At 66.9% G+C, this 21642-nt stretch carries 18 protein-coding genes and 1 pseudogene; 8 read left to right on the forward strand and 11 right to left on the reverse strand.

Annotated features, from left to right (window positions below; genetic code table 11):
* The first annotated feature begins 4 nt into the window (after positions 1–4).
* A complete protein-coding gene (gene rpmG, locus KA712_14325) occupies positions 5–166 on the forward strand; it encodes a 50S ribosomal protein L33 (GenBank protein MCG5054137.1) in 162 nt (53 codons plus the stop codon).
* A complete protein-coding gene (gene rplX / locus KA712_14330; GenBank protein ID MCG5054138.1) occupies positions 166–486 on the forward strand; it encodes a 50S ribosomal protein L24 in 321 nt (106 codons plus the stop codon). Before rpmG ends, rplX begins: the two co-directional genes overlap by 1 nt.
* 90 nt (positions 487–576) lie before the next feature.
* Here rplX and KA712_14335 read toward each other — a convergent pair whose 3' ends face one another.
* A complete protein-coding gene (locus KA712_14335; GenBank protein MCG5054139.1) occupies positions 577–1413 on the reverse strand; it encodes a CDP-alcohol phosphatidyltransferase family protein in 837 nt (278 codons plus the stop codon).
* A 108-nt stretch (positions 1414–1521) separates the two neighbouring features.
* On the opposite strand from KA712_14335, the gene KA712_14340 reads away from it, so the two are divergent.
* Both KA712_14340 and KA712_14345 read left to right on the forward strand, forming a co-directional pair.
* Positions 1522–2727, forward strand: coding sequence for a phosphatidylserine/phosphatidylglycerophosphate/cardiolipin synthase family protein (locus KA712_14340; GenBank protein ID MCG5054140.1), 1206 nt, complete (start codon positions 1522–1524; stop codon positions 2725–2727).
* Positions 2728–2873: 146 nt separating this feature from the next.
* Positions 2874–3500 (forward strand): YceI family protein, encoded by a 627-nt coding sequence (locus KA712_14345; protein MCG5054141.1) that lies wholly within the window; start codon positions 2874–2876, stop codon positions 3498–3500.
* A gap of 84 nt (positions 3501–3584) precedes the next feature.
* Here the strand turns inward: KA712_14345 and KA712_14350 are convergent, their stop codons facing one another.
* Positions 3585–4958 (reverse strand): CotH kinase family protein, encoded by a 1374-nt coding sequence (locus KA712_14350; GenBank protein MCG5054142.1) that lies wholly within the window; start codon positions 4956–4958, stop codon positions 3585–3587.
* Between the two features lie 171 nt (positions 4959–5129).
* Here KA712_14350 and KA712_14355 point away from each other — a divergent pair, with 171 nt between their 5' ends.
* Positions 5130–6548, forward strand: a complete 1419-nt coding sequence (locus KA712_14355; protein MCG5054143.1) for an MFS transporter — start codon at positions 5130–5132, stop codon at positions 6546–6548.
* 76 nt (positions 6549–6624) lie between these two features.
* On the opposite strand, the gene ahcY is transcribed toward KA712_14355, so the two are convergent.
* The 8 genes from ahcY to KA712_14395 all read right to left on the reverse strand — a co-directional run bounded on the left by ahcY (position 6625) and on the right by KA712_14395 (position 16256).
* Positions 6625–8067, reverse strand: a complete 1443-nt coding sequence (ahcY, locus tag KA712_14360) for an adenosylhomocysteinase (GenBank protein ID MCG5054144.1) — start codon at positions 8065–8067, stop codon at positions 6625–6627.
* 46 nt (positions 8068–8113) lie between these two features.
* Positions 8114–9085, reverse strand: a complete 972-nt coding sequence (locus KA712_14365; protein ID MCG5054145.1) for a metalloregulator ArsR/SmtB family transcription factor — start codon at positions 9083–9085, stop codon at positions 8114–8116.
* Between the two features lie 154 nt (positions 9086–9239).
* Positions 9240–11921 (reverse strand): dynamin family protein, encoded by a 2682-nt coding sequence (locus tag KA712_14370; GenBank protein ID MCG5054146.1) that lies wholly within the window; start codon positions 11919–11921, stop codon positions 9240–9242.
* A 34-nt stretch (positions 11922–11955) separates the two neighbouring features.
* Positions 11956–13152: a phosphoglycerate kinase gene (locus KA712_14375; protein ID MCG5054147.1), complete on the reverse strand. Its 1197-nt coding sequence runs from the start codon at positions 13150–13152 to the stop codon at positions 11956–11958.
* A gap of 73 nt (positions 13153–13225) precedes the next feature.
* A complete protein-coding gene (locus KA712_14380) occupies positions 13226–14554 on the reverse strand; it encodes an Hsp70 family protein (protein MCG5054148.1) in 1329 nt (442 codons plus the stop codon).
* A gap of 18 nt (positions 14555–14572) precedes the next feature.
* A complete protein-coding gene (locus KA712_14385) occupies positions 14573–15454 on the reverse strand; it encodes an acyl-CoA desaturase (protein ID MCG5054149.1) in 882 nt (293 codons plus the stop codon).
* A gap of 77 nt (positions 15455–15531) precedes the next feature.
* Positions 15532–15735: a hypothetical protein gene (locus KA712_14390; GenBank protein ID MCG5054150.1), complete on the reverse strand. Its 204-nt coding sequence runs from the start codon at positions 15733–15735 to the stop codon at positions 15532–15534.
* A gap of 8 nt (positions 15736–15743) precedes the next feature.
* Positions 15744–16256 (reverse strand): ATP-binding protein, encoded by a 513-nt coding sequence (locus KA712_14395; protein ID MCG5054151.1) that lies wholly within the window; start codon positions 16254–16256, stop codon positions 15744–15746.
* Positions 16257–16519: 263 nt separating this feature from the next.
* Between KA712_14395 and KA712_14400 the strand changes: the two genes are divergently transcribed.
* The 3 genes and pseudogenes from KA712_14400 to KA712_14410 all read left to right on the forward strand — a co-directional run bounded on the left by KA712_14400 (position 16520) and on the right by KA712_14410 (position 20765).
* Positions 16520–18286 carry a DUF1588 domain-containing protein gene (locus tag KA712_14400; GenBank protein ID MCG5054152.1) on the forward strand — a complete coding sequence of 589 codons (1767 nt, stop codon included), beginning with the start codon at positions 16520–16522 and terminating at the stop codon, positions 18284–18286.
* A gap of 46 nt (positions 18287–18332) precedes the next feature.
* Complete coding sequence (locus KA712_14405) at positions 18333–19880, forward strand: DUF1552 domain-containing protein (protein MCG5054153.1); 1548 nt, start codon at positions 18333–18335, stop codon at positions 19878–19880.
* 81 nt (positions 19881–19961) lie between these two features.
* Positions 19962–20765: pseudogene (locus tag KA712_14410) on the forward strand (hypothetical protein).
* A 66-nt stretch (positions 20766–20831) separates the two neighbouring features.
* On the opposite strand, the gene KA712_14415 reads toward KA712_14410, so the two are convergent.
* Positions 20832–21587 (reverse strand): endonuclease, encoded by a 756-nt coding sequence (locus tag KA712_14415; protein MCG5054154.1) that lies wholly within the window; start codon positions 21585–21587, stop codon positions 20832–20834.
* Positions 21588–21642 lie beyond the last annotated feature (55 nt).

Raw genomic sequence — 21642 nt, forward strand, 5'->3', positions numbered from 1 at the left:
TCAAATGGCCAAAGGCAATCGCGTCATCGTCCAACTCGAGTCCACTGCGGGCACGGGGTATCGGTACACCACCACCAAGAACAAGCGCACCAAGCCCGATCGGATCGAGATCAAAAAATACGATCCCAAGGCGCGCAAGCACGTTCCTTTCAAGGAGACGAAGTAATGCCCGCTCGCATTCGTAAAGGTGACACGGTCGTCGTCATTGCCGGCAAGGACAAGGGCAAGACGGGCGAGGTGCTTCGCTTCGAAGGTGATGACCGCGTGGTGGTCCAGCGCATCAACATGCAGAAGCGCCACAAGCGACCCACCCAGCAAAACCAGAGCGGCGGCATCGTGGAGCAGGAAGGCACCATTCACGTCTCGAACGTGATGCTGGCCGACCCCAAGGAGCCCACGAAGGGAACCCGCGTCGGCTTCCGCAAGGATGGCGACAAGCTGGTTCGCGTGGCGAAGCGCAGCAGCACCGACGTTCCTGCGGCCTGAGCTCCGGCTCCCGCAACAGCGATTGGCCCGCGTAGACCCCGTGACCGCAAGGTCTCGGGGTTTCGTGCGTGTGCTCTTCGCGGAACCAGCTTATTCCGTGGCGTCCGTCGTGGGCTCGAGAGCGGGCACGCGCGTCTTCGGGCGCCAGTTGCTTTCCCGGTGCACGAGGGGGTTTTGCAGCGTGCCCGTGGCGATGTAGGCGCGGATGCGGCGGAGATCTTCCTTCGGGATCTGGGTCCACGAAAAGAAGACGTAACTCACGAAGAGGAACACCAGGTAGTCGTAGACGAGCCGTCCGTTGCCCAGCGCGGCGCTGACCACGAACATCACGGGTGAGCCCCCCAGGAACACCCATTTGCCAAAACGCATGGGTCCCATGAAGCGCCGCTTTTGGTGGTTGGGAAAGGGGATCCGGGAGAGGTGAAAGAAGCTGCCCACCACGATGAGCAGAGCCACCGACGCGGGGGCCACCACGTTCCACGGCGCGGCTTTTGCGTTGAACCAGCTCGAGTTCACGAGTGAAAGCGCAAAGAGGGCCAGCACCGGCCGGGGCAGCCCCAGCCAGTAGCAGGGGTACGAGAGCGGCCGGTCCATCGAGCGCGCTTGGCGGAGGGTTCCGAGCGTAAGCGGAAAGGCAGCGATGATCGCCGCCAGGGGCAGCGGGTACTGAACGTTTTTCCAGAACGCCCAGAACAGCACGAAGCTGGCCATCACCGAGTTCGTGATGTAGTCGCAGACCTCGTCGAGCACGCTGCCGAAGGTGTCATACTGGCCGGTGAGGCGGGCGACCGGGCCGTCGAGTACGTCGAACACGTAAGCGATGTAGATGAGGAGGCAGGCCCAATCGAAAGAGCCCAAAAACAGCGCCACCACCGCGGCGAAACCCCCGAGCAGATTGCCTAAGGTTACGTAATCCTTTAGCTTCACCGCGACCTTCCTAGCCGGAATTGCCGGGAATGTCGAGATGAGGTAACTAAGGGCGCCCGGATGGAAGGTTGGAGGACGACGATCGGCGCACCGCGGGCACTTGTTGCCATGCCCGGGGAAGCTGCGGCCGCCTCGGTGGATCATGCGGCCGGTCAGGCGGCGGCGGGGCCGGTGCCGGGAGCCGAGGGGCAAAGGGTGTTTGCCCACGGTGTGGACGCGTACGCACGCATCCTTGCACGCATCGCCGGGGCGAAGGAACGCATCGAGCTGCGGGCCTTCGTATGGCGGGACGACGACACGGGACGGGCCGTGGCGCGGGCGTTGCTCGAGGCCGCCGATCGGGGCGTGCGCATCGACATTCACAAAGACCGCGTGGCGGCCAGCTACGAATACCACGGAGGCACCCGGCAGAGCCTCTTTCACAAGCGCATCGGCATCGACCAGCGGCTGCAGACCTGGTTCTTGGACCGGGCGTATGCGACGGGCGGCTCTCTCGTCCAGCAGCCTTCGCCCGAAGCCGCAGCGCTCCTCACCCACCCCAACATCCGGATCGAGCACGCGCAGAAGCGCTTCGATCACGCCAAGGTGTGGGTGTTCGACGAGGAGGCGGTGATCCTGGGCGGCATGGGCATCGGTGACGAGCACTGCCACGAGTGGGTCGACTTCATGGTGGAGCTGGAGGGGCGGGCCGTGGTGTCACGCTTGCGTGCCCGGCTCGAAGAGCGCGAGGCCTTCTCACCTGAACGTCCGTTCGATTTTCTTTGCCACAGCCGCGCGGTACACGGCACGGGGACCTGTCCCATGTTGGGTCAACGTTTGGCCCTGATCGGGAGCGCCCGTGAGTCTCTCGACATCGCCATGGCGTACCTGGGCGATGCACGCTTTACCGAGGCGTTGCTGGCAGCCATCACGCGCGGTGTGCGCGTCTCGCTCATCACCTCGTCACGGGCAGACGTGATGGGGAACATCAACCGGGCCACGTGCAACGTTTTGCGGGCGCGGGCCGCGCGGCCGGAGCTGCTGCAGATCTACTTGCACCCTCGCGTGGTTCACGCCAAGGCGATCGTGATCGATGGCCGCGTATGCGACGTGGGCTCGGCGAACTTCACGCCGCTGTCTCACGGTGTGTACGATGAAGTGAACGTGTTCGTGAACGACCCGGCCTTTGCCCGCAAGGTGCAGGAGGCCCTGCGCGCCCGTGCCGAAGAGGCCGTGACGCCCTCGGGCCGCATCGCCACGGCGAAGACGGTGCTTTTGGTCGAGCGCGCCGTGGTGGCGTACATGGCCCGGCGGGCCCGCAAGGCTCGCCGCTGAACCAGGCCGGTACGGGCGTTTTCGGCGGCGGGTTTGTGAAAACTTGCACCCAAAGAGTGACGGCCGTGCAGAAGTCGCATCTAATGGGCCTTGGTTCGATTGGCCGCAGCGCACGGCGCGCCGGCGGCGCTTCCGGAGGAAACATCATGAAATCTCTCGTTCTTGCATCCGTATTTGTCGCCACGGGCCTTTCGGCCGGGGCCAGCCAGGCCAGCGAATGGGCCATCGACTCGTCTCACAGCACGGCCCAGTTCACGGTCCGTCACATGATGGTCACCGACGTGCGCGGCACCTTCAACAAGGTGGACGGGCTCGTGAACCTCGACGACAAGGACCCGACCAAGTCGGTCGTGGAGGTCTCGATCGATGTCAATTCGGTGGACACGCGAGAGCCAAAGCGCGACGAGCACCTCAAGGCCCCCGACTTCTTCAACGCCGAGAAGAACCCCAAGATCACCTTCAAATCGTCGAAGATCAAGAAGGCGGGCAAGGACAAGTACAAGGTCACGGGTGATCTCATGATCAACGGCGTGACGAAAGAAGTGACGCTGGATGTGGCTGGCCCCACCAAGCCCCTCAAGAACCCCTGGGGCATGATGGTTCGGGGCGTGAGCGCCACCGGCAAAGTGAACCGCAAGGACTTCGGCCTCGTGTGGAACAAGGCCCTCGACGCCGGCGGCGTGTTGGTGGGCGACGAAGTGAAGATCCAGGTCGACGCCGAGCTGGTGGAGAAGCCTGGCGCTGCGGCGGCTGCAGCCCCCGCGGCGAAGTGAAAGTGACCTAGCGCTTCGGCGCGGGTCGCCCCACGCCCTCCCCTTGGGGCCGAGTGCCCGGGAGGGCGTGTTTCGTTTCGAAGGTCACGGGAGCTTGGTCTTCAGGAACGCCTTGCGTTTGTCGAGCAAGTCCAGCACCCCGGGCAGCTGCATGCGAAAGGACGCAAGGTCATTGGCCACCCTCGTTCCGCCCTTGTCCTGCGGCCAGGCTTCGATGGCCTTGGCGCGCTCCTGGAACTCTGCGCGCAAGTCGGGCACATCGAGGGCGTTGTCGACCACCCAGCTCAAGGCCTTTTTGTAGCGTTCGCGGCTTGGCGCGTCGGCCTCGGCGAGACCTGCAAATGCGCTCGAGCCGGAGCCTGCCGGCGAGGCGCTCACCCGCAAAAAGGGGTCCTGGTTGGCGCGCGGCTCGTAGTCGGGCCACCCGTCACTAAACAGCCAGTCCATGCCATGGGGGATCATGCGGAATCGCCCGTCGGGGTGGCTATAGACGTAGTAGTTGTTGTTGCCGTACCAATACCCATCCCAGTGGCCCACGACGGCGTCTATCGCCCAGCTACGGAACGCATGCTCCACATCCATGAGCGGGGCCAAGGCCGTCATCGCGGTGGCTGCCGTGGCCGAGCGAAGCGCTGCCGCGAGGGCCTCGAGATCATCGCGCTTCCGCATCTCCTCGACCTCGTTTTTGAGATCCATGCCTTCACTGTCGGCCATGAAGTCGGCGTCTTGGCCTTCGTAGAGATTGCCGTCGTTGGCGTCCTTGCCGAAGGTACGCGTGAGGAACTGTTTGTCGATCCCGTCCTTGACGACGTAAAGACCGAAATACTCGCCGTTGACGGACACCACCGCGTGTGAAACGCGCGGAGCCGCGAATCCTGCGCGGCGGTAAAGACCGTATCCGATCGCTTCGTTCAAGAAGGTGGGATCCTGAACGGCGTTGTTTAGAATGATCTTGTCGAGTCCGCTGTGCCGCTGACCCATCACGAACTCGTTGAGCTTCAAACTGAAGGCAGGTTTTTCTCGGCTATCGGAACCACGGAACCCCTTCGTCCGGATGCCCGCCTTGGTGATCACGCGGCCGTCGATGCTCACGTCGCAAGGCACGCGCTCTTCGTCGCCGACCTCACGCAGGCGGTGACGCCACAGGCGGATGTGGATGCGGTGGACCCGATCGAGAGCGAACAGGTCGGTGTCGACGAGGGGTTCGGACGCGAGCAGCTCGTCTCCGGGAAGCTGGGGGTCACGGTAATCGGGTGCCGCCGGGTCCATCGAGGGGGGCGGAGCCATGACGACCGGCTTGTTGGAGGGGGGACTGCCCCCGGCGCCGTTGCCATTGCCGGACCCACCGCCTCCGGTATCGCCCCCGCAGCCCCACGACACCAGGGGAAGGACCACTGCGGCAAACGCGGACAGCGTGGCGGAAGGGTCGACCGAATGTAGGCGCGACGCAACAGGCATGCTGGTTTGTTTAGTGGCCTGGGCGGCCCGCAAGGGCTCAGCCAAATGCCGCGTGTGGAGGCTGCTGCAGAGCAGCAGGTAAGGCCCTGGCCGTGCCCCCGGGGACGCTCTTGCGGCTTCGCCGGGGTTGCTTCGCTTTGCATCGTGGCCCTGCGGTGTTATCAACGCGAGGTGAACCCGCCTCTCACTCCCGCCCCCGCCCCTCGTGCGGACTCTGTTCGCCCCCTGCGCTGGCCCGAGATGCTGGGCTACGGGCTCGGCGATGTAGGCTTTGGTGTCTACTGGAAGACCTTCGAGGCGCTGCTGCTGCTGTTCTACACGGACGTCTTCGGCATCTCGCCCGCCCAGGCCGGAACGATTCTTCTGGTGACGCGTGTCTCTGACGCCGTCACAGATCCGTTGATGGGCATGCTGGCGGACCGCACGAAGACACGCTGGGGCAAGTTCCGGCCCTATTTGCTGTGGATGTCGCTTCCCCTGGCGGCCGCCGCCGTGCTGACCTTCACCACGCCGAACCTCGATCAGGCGGGCAAACTGGTCTACGCCTACGTGACGTACATCTTCGTCATGATCATGTACACGGCGGCGAACATCCCGTACGGCGCCATGCTGGGCGTGATCACGCCCGACGTGAAAAAGCGCACGACCGTGTCCACTGTGAAGCTGGTGGGCGCGTTTTCGGGCGGCACCTTGTTCATGCCCATCATCCCGAAGCTGGCCGCGTGGCTCGGGCAGGGCGACGCCGCCACGGGTTGGCAGCGAGCGATGATCGTTTTGGGGGCCGTGGCGGTCGCGTTGCTCTTCGTGACGTTCTGGACCACCCGAGAGCGGGTCAGCCCGCCTCCCCATCAAAAGCCGATGATGAAGCGGGATCTGGGCGACCTCGTTCGCAACGGTCCCTGGCTCACACTGTTCGCTTTGGGCTTCGTGGTCATTCTCACGATCGCCATTCGCAACAACGCCTTCGCCTACTACATCCAGTACTACGCTCAGGTTCCGTCGGCAGACCTCGAGAACGTGCGCTACTGGTTCCTCATGGCCACGCAGGCGCCTTACGCGGTGGGCGCGGCCCTGACCCCCTGGCTGTCGCGCTACTTCGACAAGAAGCAGCTGTTCACGTACCTGATGGTGGGCGTTGCGCTGCTGTGTGGGGTGCTTTACATGGTGCCCCGCGACGCGCTGTGGGCGATGTTTGCCGTGAACATCGGGATCTCGCTGGTGTTGGGTCCGAAGTCTGTTTTGTCGTGGGCGATGTTTGCGGACAGCGCTGACTTTTCGGAGTGGAGGACCGGGCGTCGGGCCACGGGCCTCGTTTTCGCCGCGGCGACTTTTTCGGTGAAGCTGGGCGGTGGCGTGGCGGGCTGGCTGAGCGGCAAACTGTTGCAGTCCGTGGGTTACGTGCCGAACCAAGAGCAAAGCGCTACGGCGTTGACCGGGATCGTGGTGCTTTCGAGCGTGCTTCCGGGGGCCTGCGCGCTGGCGGCCGCGGGGATCGTGCGGCTTTACTCGCTGACGGGCCCGAAGCTGGCCTTGATTCAGCACGAGCTCGAGCGCCGCCGCGCGGCCGAAGGCGCCGGTCCGACGTCCTGACAGAAGGCCCGCGCCAACGAAAAACCCCCGCGAGGCGTGACGCCTGCGGGGGGTTCGAGCCGGGTGCGCAGCCGCTCTAGTAGCGGTAGTGCTCGGGCTTGTATGGCCCTTCCGCGGCCACGCCGATGTAGTCGGCCTGCGACTTGCTGAGCTCGGTCAGGCGAACGCCCAGTTTGCCGAGGTGCAGCCGTGCCACCATCTCGTCGAGCTTCTTCGGCAGCACGTAGACCTCGTTCTTGTACTCGCTGCGCTTTTGCTTGAGCTCGAGCTGGGCGAGGACCTGGTTCGTGAACGAGGTGCTCATCACGAAGCTGGGGTGTCCGGTGGCGCAGCCCAGATTGAGCAAGCGGCCCTCGGCGAGGATGAGCACGCTGTGCCCGTCAGGGAACACCCACTCGTCGTACTGGGGCTTGATCTTGATCCGCTTGACCCCCGGCACCTTGGCCAGGCCCGCCATGTCGATCTCGTTGTCGAAGTGACCAATGTTACCCACGATGGCCTTGTCCTTCATCTTCGCCATGTGAGCCGTGGTGATGATGTCGCGGTTGCCCGTGGCGGTGATGAAGATGTCGGCCGTCTCCAGCACGTCTTCGAGGCGCAGCACCTGGTAGCCTTCCATGACGGCCTGCAGGGCGCAGATGGGATCGATCTCGGTGACGATCACTCGGCAGCCCTGGCCGCGCAGCGACTGCGCGCAGCCCTTGCCCACGTCTCCATAGCCGCAGACCACGGCCACTTTGCCGGCCATCATCACGTCCGAGGCGCGGTTGATGCCGTCGATGAGCGAGTGACGGCAGCCGTAGAGGTTGTCGAACTTGCTCTTGGTGACGCTGTCGTTGACGTTGATCGCCGGGAAGGGCAGCTTGCCGCTCTTCTGCATCTCGTAAAGCCGGTGAACGCCCGTGGTGGTCTCTTCGCTCACGCCCCGGCAGGTCTCGGCGAAGGCGCTCCACTTCTTCGGGTTCTCGGCGAAGGTCTGGCGCATGATCTTCAAGATCTCGCCCCATTCTTCGGGTTCATTGGCTGCGTCGAAGTTAGGAATCCTGCCCTCACGCTCGAACTCGGCGCCTTTGACGATGAGCAGCGTGGCGTCGCCGCCGTCGTCGACGATCTGATGGGGGCCGGAGCCATCGGGCCAGGTCAGCATCTCGTTCGTACACCACCAGTACTCCTCGAGCGTCTCGCCCTTCCAGGCGAACACCGGCACGCCCTTGGGCTCGGCTGGGGTCCCCTTGGGGCCCACCACCACCGCGGCGGCCGCGGAGTCCTGCGTGCTGAAGATGTTGCAGGACGCCCAGCGCACGTCGGCGCCGAGCTCGACCAGAGTCTCGATGAGCACGGCCGTTTGCACGGTCATGTGGAGAGAGCCGGCGATCTTGAGTCCGGCGAGGGGCTTATCCTTGCCGTACTGCTCGCGCAGGGCCATGAGGCCGGGCATTTCTTGCTCCGCGAGCCGGAGCTCTTTGCGGCCAAGTTCGTGAAGGCTGATGTCTGCGACTTTGTAGGGTGAACGTGCCATCGTGTGTTGTCCTTTTTCCTCTTGCTCTTGTCTGGTTACCGAAATTTCAACCGTGCGCGGTGGTGAGCCGGGCCGTGTGGGTCTCGCGGGCGCGCGGGCTGGCGCGCTCGGGTACTGCGGCCGTTGCCACGAACAAACCAGGCCCACGGGCCGAGGGTTCCGGAGGCAACGCCACGTGATGAACGAGGGTGACGCCGGCCGCCTCGAACCACGAGACGATCTGGGGGCGGGAAAAACCGAGCCAGACGTGGCCCATCTGCTGCCGGTACTCGTTGCGCTCGTGTTGCTGCATGTCCACCACCACGATGCGGCCGCCCGGCCGCACCACGCGGGCCACCTCGGAGAACACGCGCAGGGGGTCGCTCACGTGGTGAAGCACCAGGCTCACGAAGGCCACGTCGAGCAGGGCGTCTTCGAGGGGCAGGTCTTCCAGGCTGGCCCGGTGTAGCTCGATGTTGTCGTGGCCGCGGAGCCGCTGGCGCGCGGCCTTGATCATCGCGGCGGAGGCGTCGACCGCCACCACCTTGCGGACGAAGGCTGCCATCAGCTCGGCGGTTTTTCCCGTGCCGCAGCCGAGATCCCCCACGGTGGTGCCAGGGTCGAGCAGCGCCACGAAGCCCGAAAGATCGAAGGTGGGGCCGAAGAGATCGGTGCGCAGGCGATCCCATTGTCCGGCGCTGGTGGCGAAGAACGCCTGGCTCTGGGTTTGGCGCTCGCGCAGCACCCGTTCGAGGCGCGCGTCGTCGTCCCGCAGCGTGCCGTCGTCGGCGCATTGCTGTTGCACGAGCTTCCACAGGCGGCGGGCGGCCGGCGCCAGTTCGTCCTTGGCCAGCTGGTAGAACCGGCTCGTGCCCTCGCGCCGTGCGCGCAGCCAGCCGTTTTCCCCCAGCACCTTCAAGTGCCGGCTGGCCGTGGACTGAGGGACCTGGAGCACCGCGCAGAGCTCGGCCACCGAGAGCTCCTGCTGCTCGCAGGCGTGCAGCATCCGCACCCGGGTGAGGTCCCCGAGCTCGCCCATCCAGGCCAGCACCCGATTGGCAAGCGCACGGTTCGCTGATGTATCCTTCAATCCGGATACAAGAATGGATCAGATCCCGGGCGCGTCAACCCGGAAGCGTGGGGACGTGGCCGGCGCCCGGTCTCGGGCGGGGCCCGCTCGCCCCCCTCTCGAGTCAGTGGGTCTGGCCGCCTGGGCCCGGGAGCTCTCGCACGAGGGCCTGCCAGGCCTCGTCGAGGCGGGCGGTGAGCGCAGCGAGGGGCCGCACGACGCAGGCTTCGTGGAGGGCCTCCGCGGCGGCCCGTTCGCGGAGGAGACGGGCGCGGGCCTCCGCGCGGGTCTCGGCGAGGGTGGCGTGGCTTTGCCGCAGAGGCGCCCAAAAGAAGCGCTCCGGATCGGGGAGCGCGCGCTCGAGCGTCCGGCGCCGGGCGTCACGGGAGATGCTCGGTCCCTGCGCGGCCACTTCGGCGGCGATGGCCGCCTCGAGACGCCCGCGGGTCTGTGCGAGGTACACGTCGCGCTGCCCGCAAAAACGAGCCTCCTGCCCGGGCGCGGGCAGGGTGGCGAAGGCCGTACGCAACCGCCGCAGCATCACGCGCGCGAGGGCGTCCTCAGACAAGGCGGCTCCCGCCGTGGCCGCCTCGTGGCAGGTGGACGCGAGGTCCGCGAGGGCCTGGGTGAGCGCGCTGGCGAGGGTGCTCACGTCCTGGGGAGTGAACGCGGGTGGCTCGGCTTCGAGGTGCGTGGCGGGCGGGAGGGGTGAGGAGGGGAGCCGGGCGAGGGCTTGGTGCACGAGGGCCTGCAGCGCGTGCAGCGCGGATCGCTGTTTGAGCGCCGGCAGACGGGGCTCGCACGTGGTGGACAGGGACCCGAGAAGGGCCTCCGTGGTGGCCTCGGCCTGGGCGGGCGTTCGCAAGCTGGCGTCGATGACGTCGACCACCCGGTCCGCGAAGGCAAGGGCCACGGCGGCGTGGACCCCCGGGACCTCTTCGGGCTCGAGCTGGTCGGTTTTGTTGAGCAGGGCCACGACCGGGGTGCGCGCTTCGGCGAGAGCGTCGAGCGCGCTCCTCTCCGAGGCCTTCGCGGCCTGTTGGGCCGACAAAACGAACACCACCACATCGGCCGTGCCCATGAAGGCCCGCGTGGTGCGCTCGTGCGCCTCGCGGGCGGCGTTGAGGCCGGGGGTGTCGATCCACTCGAAACGCTGGAGCGTGGCGTGGGGCATGAAGATCTCGACGTCTTCAATCGAAGCGGCATCGTCTTCGGCCAAGGTGGAGAGGAACGCCGCCACCTGAGCGCTGTCGAGCCTTCGCACCCGTCCCGTGCGGTAGACGACGTGAGCGCCCGGCAGGCCGTGGCGAAACACGTTCAGCGTGGCCGTGGTGGGCTTGACCCCCACGGGCGCCATCGCGTGGCCCACGAGCGCGTTGACCAGCGAGGACTTGCCCGCGTTGAACTCTCCCACGATGGCTACGCGGAGGGGGCGTTCGAGCTGCGCGCGCACCCGGGCGAGGGGGGGCAGCAGGGAGGCCAGCGCCGGGGTCAGGGACACCAGGCGCTCGCAGGCAAGGGTCAGGGCCAGGGCCGAGCCGTCCTCGGCGGGCGCCGGGGCAAGCCGCTCGGCCCAGTGGCGGCGCGCGGTCTCGCAGGGCGCTTCGTGCACGAGCGCGGTGAGGGCTTCCCGGTCGGGGGGCGTCCCGAGGGCGGCGTGCAGGCGCGCGGCCTCGGCGGGGTGGGTGGGGGCAAGCGCTTCCGCCCACGCGTGCAAAGCTTCGTTGCGACAGGTGCCAAGGGCGTACGCCGTCCTCGTCTGCGGCGGCAGGTGGGGATAGGTGGGGGGCAGGGCTTGGGCGAGGGCGTGCGCCGAGGCGTAATCTTCGAGTCCGGCCGCCGCCCGGGCCAGGTCGGCTACGGCCTCTTGCGTGAGCGCGGTGGGCCCGGCGGCGAGCTGCGTGAAGGCGCGCGCGCCGAGGGGCCCCAGCTGCTGGCGGGCGGTCTCGTGTGCAGGCGGCCCTTCTTGCACGAGGCGCAAACATCCATGAGCTTCGAGCGCCAGGCGCGGTTCCGGGTCCGTGGGGGCGCACGTGCGCACGTGCGCCGCGATGAGCGCAGCCGCCACCCCGGGCGCACGCTGGACGCGGGCCGCTTCGAGCACCAGGGCGTCGGTGGCGCCAGGCGCGCGGGCCGCGTGCAGAAGCCAGCGCGCTCCCTCGCTGGGTTCGGAGGGGAGCAGCGCACGTCCCAGATCGGCTGCCAGGTCGTCGTCGTCAGCACCCAGGGACAGGGCCCGCTCGAACTCGTGGTAGGCGGCTTCGGGATCGCCCCGGCGCAGGGCCACCCGGCCGCGCAGCACGAGCGCCGCGGCGCGCAGCGTCCGGCGGGCCGGCGCGGGCAGCTCGTCGCTCAGCGTAAAGACGCGGCGGGTGGCCTCGAGGGCCGGGTCGAAGCGCGCGAGCGGAAGGAGGGCTTGGGCAAGCGCCAGGTAAGGCGCAGGGCGTGTGGGGTCCGCGTCGACGGCGCGACCGAACCACGTGACGGCAGCCTCGAAATCGAGCCGGGCGCTCGCCAGCTCGCCGGCCAGGGCCAAAACTTCGGGTTCGCGGGGCCACGTGCGCACGAGCTCGTCGCAACGCGACGCGGCTTCGACGAAATCACCCCGGTCCACGAAGCCCCGGACCAGGGCCAGCTCGGCCCGCAGCGTGGGGTCGGGCCCTTCCGCTTCGAGCTCGTTGGCGATGCGCGAGGCGATCTTGTCGAGCCAACCCATGAACTCCCCATACTCCTTCAGCCGCGCGCGCGGACGCAACCCATCGCCCGCAGGGCGCGGCTTTCCCACGAAAAACGGGCCGGGGGACATCCCACCGGCCCGTCTGACCTGACCTTCGTGAAGGCTAGCGGTCGGTCAGAGCGGCCACGCCCGGAAGCACCTTGCCCTCGAGGAACTCGAGGGAAGCGCCACCGCCGGTGGACACGTGCGAGACCTTGTCCTGCACCTTGGCCTTCTTGACGGCCGAGGCAGAGTCGCCGCCGCCGATGATGGTGGTGGCGCCGGCGTCGGTGGCCTTGGCAAGCACCTCGGCCACCGCGATGGTGCCCTTGGCGGTGGCGTCGATCTCGAACACGCCCACGGGGCCGTTCCAGATCACCGTCTTGGCGGTGGTCAGGATCTGCTCGAACTCGGCGATGGTCTCGGGGCCGATGTCCACGCCCTCCCAGCCGGCGGGAATGCCATCGCGGGGCACGATCTGGGTGTTGCCCACGGTGCGGCCTCCGAAGTCGAGCTTGTCGGTCACGACGAAGTCGCTGCCGAGCACCAGCTTGTCGCCCGCCTGAGCCAGCAAACTCTTGGCGAATTCCACCTTGTCGGCCTCGAAGATCGACCTGCCGATCTCGAGCCCTTGCGCCTTGAGAAAGGTGTAGGTCATGCCGCCGCCCAGCAGGAGCTTGTCGACCTTGGGCAACAGCGACTGGATGACGTCAATCTTGCTCGACACCTTCGAGCCTCCGATGATCGCCACGAAGGGACGCTGCGGGTTGGCGAGTGCGGTGCCGAGGTAGTCGAGCTCGCGCTTCATCAGGTAGCCACAGGCTGCCTGGCTGACGAACTTCGTGATGCCTTCCGTGGAGGCGTGGGCCCGGTGTGCGGTGCCGAAGGCGTCGTTGACGTAGACGTCGGCCAGGGCGGCGAGCTGCTTGGCAAAGCCTGGGTCGTTGGCCTCTTCGGCGGCGTGGAAGCGGAGGTTCTCGAGCAGCAACACCTGGCCGCTTTGCAAAGCCGCGACGGCCTGCTCGGCGGGTGCGCCCACGCAGTCTTCGGCAAACTTCACCTCGGTGCCGAGGATGTCGCCAAGGGCCTTGGCCACGGGCCGCAGGCTCATGTCGGGCTTGCGCTGGCCATCAGGGCGGCCAAGGTGCGACATCAAAATCAGCTTTGCGCCCTTTTCGCGCAGGTACTTGATGGTGGGCAACGAGGCCTTGAGGCGCTTGTCGTTTTCCACCACGCCGTCCTTGAGGGGGACGTTGAAATCCACACGAACGATGACGCGTTTGCCCGCGACATCGATGTTCTCGATAAATAGCTTGTTCACCGCGCTCATTGTGCGGCCATGTCTACCCCGCGGGGCAGGGCGTTGTCGAGAGGGGGGACGGGGCCCCGGCCGTTCACCCGAACACCTGACGCGCGCAGGCAGCCAGGCCCCAGGCCACGGAGGTGAGCTCTTCACCCCCCATGAGTTTTTCGGCGCCAAAGCGGGCGGCCAGCGTCTGGCGCACGGCAGGCACGAGCGATGAGCCTCCCGTGGCGAAGACCGCGTCGACGTCCTTTGCCGCGACGCCGGCCCGCTCGAGCATGGCCGCCAGGGCGCCATCGATGGCGTCGAGCTCGGGGCTAATCCAATTGTCGAAGTCGCTGCGGCGGAGCGGGACGGTGAGGTCGATGGAAGGGAAGTGGAACGAGGCCTCGGGCGACGAAGACAGGCTGACTTTGGTGCGCTCCACGGCCCGGTGAAGGGGCAGCCCGAGCTCGTCACGCACGAGGCTTTGCAGCCGCTGAATCTTCTGGGGCACGTCCGTTCCTTGTTCGATGCGATCGAGCAGCCGCAACGTGGTGGGCTCCTTCAGGAACGACAAGTAGTGCCAGCGGCGCAGCTTGCCGAAGAGAGCCGCAGGCACGGGTGTGGGCCGTCCGAATTCGTCGCGGTAGCTCGTCCCCAGCCCGAGCTCGGGGGAAACGGCGGCGTCGATGAGGCGGGCGTCGAAGCTGTCGCCGCCGAGTCCCAGGCCCGCGGTGCCGAGCAGCGCGCTTTTCGGATCGTGCGTGGCCCCGGGGCCCACACGCAACAAGGAGAAGTCGCTGGTGCCGCCGCCGAAGTCGGCCACCACGATGAGCTCCTCGTGGTCGAGCCGGGCCGCGTAGCGCTTGGCCGCGGCCACGGGTTCGAACTCGAACACCACCTCGTCGAACCCCGCCGCCGCCAGGGCTGCCTGCATGCGCGCGAGCGCGCGGCTTTCGTCGGCCTCGTCTTCGGCGCCCCAGTAGCGCACGGGCCGTCCCACCACGACACGCGACCCGAGCGGCTGGGGTGCGCCTGCGCGGAGGGCCCGCAGGTACTGGGCAATGAGGTCTTCGAGCGTGAGCGGGCGCCCCATGATGAAGGTGCGCTTGAAGCTGGCGCTCGCGAGGTGGGACTTGATCGACTGCACCAGGCGCCCCTCGCCCTCCGTATCCACGAAGCGTTGAATCGCAGGGGCGCCGGCGGCGGGGGGCTGACCCTCCTCGAAAAAGAGCACCGTGCGCCAGGTGTTCGTTAAGCCGCCTTGCCCGTCGGGCAGCGGGAGTAGCTCTATCGTGCCTTGCGGGTCGGCAAAACCGAGCGCGGTGTTCGTGGTTCCGAAGTCGAGGCCGAGGCCGGGCGGCTGCGAGGGCATCGGGCGATGGTGACGGGCGGCTGCGCCGTTGGCAAGGCGGCGCAGCCGGGGCGTCGCATTCACCCTGAGGAGGTGCGCCCGTCAGGCGGCGGGTGCGGTGAGCACGGCCGTGTCTTCGGTGGCCGCAAGGACCTTGTCGGGTGGCGCCCGGAGATCCCATACGAGCCCCACCGCGGCGAGCGCCTTGAGCACGTAGTAGGTAGTGTCCACCTCCCACCAGCGGAAGCCCTGGCGGGCCGAGCTTTGGAAGTGATGGTGGTTGTTGTGCCAGCCTTCGCCGGTGGTGATCAGGGCCAGCAGCCAGTTGTTGCGCGAGTCGTCCGTCGTGGCGTAGCGCCGCCGGCCGAACATGTGCGACAGGGAGTTGATGGTGAAGGTGCCGTGCCACAGCAGCACGGTGGACACCACGAAGCCCCAAAACAGGCCGAAGCCGCCGCCGAAAGCGTAAAAAAGCCCGGCCAGGGCGGCAGCCGGCAGCAGCCGGACCGACCGGTGGTCGAGGATCTTCAGCTCGGGGTAGCGAGCGAGGTCCGAGACGCGGGACTCATCGGTGTCGTCCCAATCGGGACCCAAGATCCAACCGATGTGGGAGTACCAGAACCCCCGCTGCTTTGCCGAATGCACGTCGAGGGCGGTATCCGAGTGCTTGTGATGCCACCGGTGATGGGCCGCCCACCACAACACGCCTTTTTGGGCCGAGCTCTGCGCGCCGAGCGCCAGCAAGAACTGGAACCAGCGGGAGGTCTTGAACGAGCGGTGCGCGAAGTAGCGGTGGTAGGCCGCGGTCAGGACCGTCATGCGTACGTAGTACGAGGTCGCGGCAAGCAAGGCACCCCGACCAGACCACCCGCCGACGGCTATCCCCGTGACCACGGCGATGTGGAACGCCCAAAAGGGCCAGGTGCGCGGGGAAAAGTACCCCGCAAGGACGGACGAGGGGGCCAAGGCGTGCGAATGCGGCATCTGCAGCATTGAACGCACGCTCGATTGTGATCGTGTGCGCGTCCCATGACAGTTTGGCGACGATTGTCGGCGTCCGTTCACGGGGCCTTTTGACCCGTGACGTCCGGGGGCGGGGCGGGCGGCGCGCCGCGGGCCGTGGCCTCGGGAGGCCCGCCTTTGCGCGCGCCGTGGCCGCGGAGGCGCTGCATTTGCCAGCGGCGCAGGCGCCACTTCTTGACGGCGCTCACGAAGCCGACGAGCCCCGCAGCGATGAAGACGTATTTGAGAATGTCAGTGGCCACGCGGTTGCTCAGGTTTCGTCGGTGAGGACCAGGCGATGGGGAAAAGCGGGGGGAGGGATGTGCGACGCGACGACGTACTCGTCCCAGTGGGCCAGTTTCTCGGCGTCCCGTGGGTTCCCGCGGGCCTCGATCCGGGCTTTGCGGACGGGGTCCGAGCAGGTCACGAAGTGGACGTCGACGGGCGCGCCACAGGAGGCCTCGAGCTGCGCGGGCCAACCTGGCAGACGGCATTCGCGCGTGAAGGGCCCCACGACCACGCAGCTCGTGTGGGGGAGGTTGTGCCGGGCGATATCGAAGAGGGTGTCGTAGACGGGCTGGCGCAGCAGGGCCTTGAACGCGGGGGAGTCTCGGTCGGTTTCGGGCAGGCCGTTCGCCCGCAGGACCAGGCGCGCGAGGCGCTCGGTGGCGACGTCGATGTCGACCAGGGCGGCTTTGAGCTGCGCGGCCAACCGCTCGCCGTAGGTCGTCTTGCCCGCTCCGGCGGGGCCGCAGACGATGTGCAGGGTGTGCGGGCCAACCATTTCCGCAGTTTAGCGCTTGGGGCACATATTGGGGACCACGATGGGGCGCGGGGGCCCCCTTCTCACAAAGCGACGCGTCAGGCCGATGGGTCCTGACGTCCGTCAGGTGATGGCAAGTTCGGCGTGAGATCTTTTGGGAAACAGTGTTATCTCTTCACATGGGGCATGTTCTGGCTGAGCCCCTGAAAATCTGTCGGCGCGAGTTCCCTGCGTGGTTTCTCAGAGCTCCGACCCGTCCGCACCCGTCACAAAGGAGTTCGACCGTGGGCATTCAGCGCAGCATCCTGGCCTTGTGGTTTGCCACCGCCGCTTGCACGGGGGTGGCCAGTGAGGACCCGAACGTCGACGACGAGGGCGGCAACGGCGGCTCGAACACCGGCGGTAGGAACGGGAGCGGCAGCGGCAGCGGGGGCACCTCGGGGAGCGGTGCTGGGGGCACCCCCGGTCCCGTCACTCCGGGCCCGAACGGAGAGCTTTTCGACGGAAGCAAGCCCTTTCACCCGGGGCCGCGGGCCTTCAAGCGTCTGACCAATGAGCAGTACCTGAACGCCGTTTCCGACATTTTGGCGGTGAGTCCGGATCTATCGGCCGAGCTGAACGACGACCGACGGCTCGAGGCGTTCTCGAACGACGAGACCCAGTCGGACCCGTCGGGCGGCATGGTTCAAGCCTACGAGCGTGCGGCGGGCACCGTGGCCAGCGCCGCGACGGCCAGCGCAAAGCGGGCCGCGCTGTTCAACGACAGCGCCTGTGGCAGCAAGGACGCGTGTCTGGCGGCGTTCGTCTCCGAGTACGGGCGACTTTTGTTCCGCCGCCCGCTCGCCGACGCCGAACGAACGCCCGTGGTGGAGGCTGCCAAGGGCGAGATGGCGAGCAAGGGCGGAGATTTTTGGGCCGGCGCGCAGCTCGGTCTCGAGATCTTGCTGCAATCGCCGGCCTTCCTGTACGCCATCGACGAAGCCGCAACGACGAAGGCGGACAACGGCTTTTTCCGCCGCACGCCGGCTGCGATCGCTGCCCGGCTTGCCATGGTGCTGTGGAACTCCGTGCCCGACCGGGAGCTGCTCGACCGCGTCGATGCGGGAGGTCTCGACGACGATCAAGGCGTTTTGGATACGGCCCGCAACATGATCGAGCGCGCCCCTGCGAAGTTCGAGCGGGCCGGACGCCACTTCGTGCGGGAGTGGATGGGCTACGACCTGGCCAAGCGCGCCTCGAAGGATCCTTCCTTCGGGGATTGGAACCAGGAGCTGGCCACCTCGATCGTGAAAGAAACGGACGCGCTGGTGGACCACTTCGTCAAGAACGACGAACCGCTCCTCGACCTTTACGGAGCGGACTTCAGCTTCCTGGACGACCGGGTCAAGTCCTTCTACGGGGGAGGGCTCGACAGCATGGGCGAAGGGAAGTTCAAGTTGCCTGCGAATCGCCGCGGGATCTTGAGTCACGCCAGCTTCATCGCGGCCCACAGCGCCTTCGAGCGCCACTCACCCACCCTGCGGGGCAAGGCGGTTCTCGAGCGCTACCTGTGTGGAGCCGTGGGAGAACCGCCGGCCAACGCCCCTGCCGAGCTGCCGGCCTCGCAAACCGAGCCCGAGACGGTTCGCGAACGCACGGAGCGCTACATGCTGGGCGACAGCAATTGCAACTTCTGTCACGACTTGATGGATGGTGTGGGCTTTGCGTTCGAGCACTTCGACGCGATTGGGAAGTACAGGGAGTTCGAGGCGGTCGAGGGTGCGCCGGGGGGCAAAAAGCCCGTGAGTGCGAAGGCGTTCGTGAAGGTGCTGGGAGCGCAAGATGTCGATGGCTTGCCCGGGCTTGCCGGTGTGCTCTCTGCCAGCCCCGACGTAGAGGCCTGCATGGTGAGGAACGTGTTCAGCTGGTCGCTCGGCCGCCATGACGACAACCCCGACACCAAGACCTTGGCAGACATGCACCGCGAGTACCGGGAGGGTGCGAAGTCACTTCGTGACCTGATGGTGGGCCTGGTGAAGAGCGGGGCCCTCACCTACAAGTCCGAAGGCTGAAGCGGCGTTAGCGATTTTCGACCCGTTGCGAACAGGAAGTACGACCATGAAGACCTCCGACAAAGCCAAGCCCACGCGTCAGGTCCGTAACGTGGCTCTGCCGCGCCGCCTGTTTCTCAAAGGTGCGGCTTCGACCATCTGGCTGCCGGCGCTGGAAGGCATGCTGAACTCGAACGGAAACGCCTATGCCAACGGGGACGCTCTGGCCAAGCGCTTCGTCGAAGTGTACTTCGGCGTGAGCTACAGCAAGCGTGACGGGTCGAAGACGACCTGGGCGCCCCGAAACGGCAGCGGCCCGTTGCCCGCGCAGCTCAACTTCGAGTTCACCACGGACGACGCCTACCAGGCGAAGATCAAGCGCCTGATTTCGAAGGGGCAATACGGTCTGCGCCAAAAGGACCTGATGAACTCCATCAGCGACCCGGCGATCAAGAAGTACGTGCGCATCATCGACGGGATCAGCACGTCGGGCTTGGCGCAGTCGAATCAACACGGCCAGTGCATGAAGTCCGTGGTGGGTGTGCTGCCTGGCTACCAGAAGATGACGAACAACGCGCCCAGCGTGGCCACGCTGGACCGCTACGTGGCCTCGTACGACAAGTTCCGGTCCGGCACCACCGACGTGGCGTTTTTGGCCTGCTCGCCCGCGGGGCGGCAGACCTCGACGATCGAGTTCAAGTCGTCTTGTTACTTCAGCGGCACGAAAAACGGGCTCATCCCGGGGGGCAGCAGCCTGCAGAAGCCCGAGGCCGAGTTCGATCCCGCGGCCGCCTTCGCCGCGCTGTTCGGAAACGGCGGAGCCAACCAGCCCGCGCCGGGCGCCAACGATCCGGCGAAGGACCGGCGCCGGTCGGTGCTCAATGGCGTATTGAAGGCCAACGAATCCGTGCTCAACCGGTTGAGTGGCGCCGACAAGCAGGAGGTGGAAGCGCACCTCGATTACATTTCCGAGATCGAGAAATCGCTGACGTCCACGAAGCCCCTGTCCTGCGATACGCCCGACAAACCCGAGACCGCCAAGAAGAACGGCAGCTGGGATCTGGCGTACGCCAACGGGATCGCGCCGCGCGTGGCCAAGGACATGCGCGATATCGCCGTGCTGATGCTCAAGTGCGGTTACACCCAGGTGGTGAACCTGGTGATTACTCCTGCGTGGGGCAACATCAACGCCTCGTACTTCATCGATCACACGGGAGGCAAGGATCTGGATGCGGCGCCTGACGGCAAGCGCCAGCAGCATCCCGATAGCCACGATTTCCGTTCGACGCACGCGCTGCTCACGCCCTACCACACGGGCCAGCTTGCCAGCCTCATCAAGCAGCTTGCCGACGTGAAGGAAGGTGCCCAGAGCCTGATCGACGAGACGTTGATCTGGTTCACGAGCGAGCATGGGCCACAGACTCACGACCAAAGCAACATCGCCACGGTGATCGCTGGTGGGCCGAGCCTGGTGAAGGGCGACTACTACGACGACGTGGGGTCGCGGCGGATCGCCGATCTGCACATGGGCATCTTGGCTTCGCTCGGGCTTCCCGATGCGCAGTACCGCGACTACGTGAAATCGCCGCAACCGAGCCCGGTGAGCTTCCTCTAAACGGTGGCGAACAGCGCTTCGGCCCTGTGGGGCCGCGAGGGGCTTTTGGTGGGGGTGTTTGGCGGCTAAGCTTTCGCCCCCATGCATGCGCTCGCATCCTTGACCAAACCCTCCGGTGCCATGTTGGCGATGGCCACCTTGATGTCTTCCCCGGCGTGCCGCAAGGCCGGAGCGCCGGGCCTGCCGGCGCACGCGCCGCTAGGTGCCGAGGTCAGCTGGGGAGGGCTGAGGGTGCGCACCTTGGGAGAGCGGCGAGATCCGCAGCAGATCGTGGTGCTGCTGCATGGCTGGGGCGCTCCGGGAGACGATTTGGTGCCGCTTGGGCAGGTGCTGCGGAGTCCGGGACGGCTGTTCCTTTTCCCCGAGGCGCCGCTCGTGAGCCCGGGAGGGGGCCGTGCGTGGTGGCACCTCGACATCGATCGCCTGATGAAGCTGCGTGAGCGCGGTGGGGAGCGGGACCTGCGTCAGGAGCAGCCGCAGGGCCTCGTCGAAGCCCACGACAAGGTGCGCGCCCTGATTGATGAGGCGAAGCGGCACTTTGGCCTGCCCGCGTCCCAGGTGGTGCTGGGGGGATTCTCCCAGGGCGCCATGCTGGCGACGGACGTGGCGCTGGGGCTCGAGGCAACGCTTGGCGGGCTCGTCGTGCTCTCGGGGACGTTTTTGGCCGAGCCGCGCTGGCGGGCTCAGCTTGCGCGCCCTGTGGCGCCGTTCCCCGTGCTGCTGAGCCATGGGCACGACGATCCGATCTTGCCCTTTTTCCTGGCCGAGGAGCTGAGCGCGGTGCTCCGCGAGGCACGGCTGCCCGTGACGTGGATTCCCTTCGCCGGGGGACACGAGATCCCTCGTGAGGTGCTGGCCGAGACGGCTGCGTTCCTAAAAGCCGTTTCGCCGAGCCCAACGAGCGCTGCCCCCCTGAGGTGCAGACCCCAGCCCTCATGCGGAGGGGTGGGCTCAGCGGCCCACGAAGGGGTTGGCCACGCCCTGCTCGGCCGCGATGCGGGCGTTCCGGGTGCGCTCCCAGGCGTCCGGGGGATCGGCGTGGTGCCACGCCTCGAGGCGCGCACGCTCCGCCCCCGAAAGTCGAAAGGCTTCCGGATAGACGAGGTTCATGTAGAGGTACGCGCGAGCCACGTCACCGCGGCGGGAGGCCGGCAGCTCGGCGGTTTGCCTGGCGACGTCGATCTCGAAGTCACACTGGCCGAACGCGCGGGGCTCGCCGGGCACGTTGCCGAAAGTGAAGTGCGCGCGGGCTTGGTTGAGCTCGCCGAGGGCGGGGACCAGGTTGTGAAGATCGGCTTCCATACGGCGGAACTCATCGTCGATCTTGCGGCAGCATGCGCGGCCGTCGAGCCGACGGCCGTTGCGGTCGAGACAAGGCCGATCCCGCCAACAGGAGCGCTGGGATCCGAAGGCCGAGGCGGGCACCACGTGCTCCCATGTGAGGCGCTGGCTCGTGCGGCTTCGGCCCCGCGGACGGTAGCCGCAGCCACGCGCTTCGATGAGGCCCTCGGCAGAAAAGGAACAGCTGCAGTAGAAGGTTTCCCGATGATCGGCATAGATCGCGGCCGCCCGGCGCTTGGCCGCGGTAAACGAGGCCGGCGTACGGGGGGCTTGCATGAGCGCGGGTGTCGGTGGGCTCCGGCGGGAGGTGTGGCAGGTGGTGAACAGAAGGACCAGGACGGCCAGCGCCAAGAGCCCGCGCACCATGAAGGTCTGGGAGGGGGCACCACGCGGAGGCCGGGGCTGGGCACTGCGCGGGGAC

Source organism: Myxococcales bacterium (assembly GCA_022184915.1).
In the GTDB taxonomy this organism is placed as follows: Bacteria; Myxococcota_A; Polyangia; order Fen-1088; family Fen-1088; genus JAGTJU01.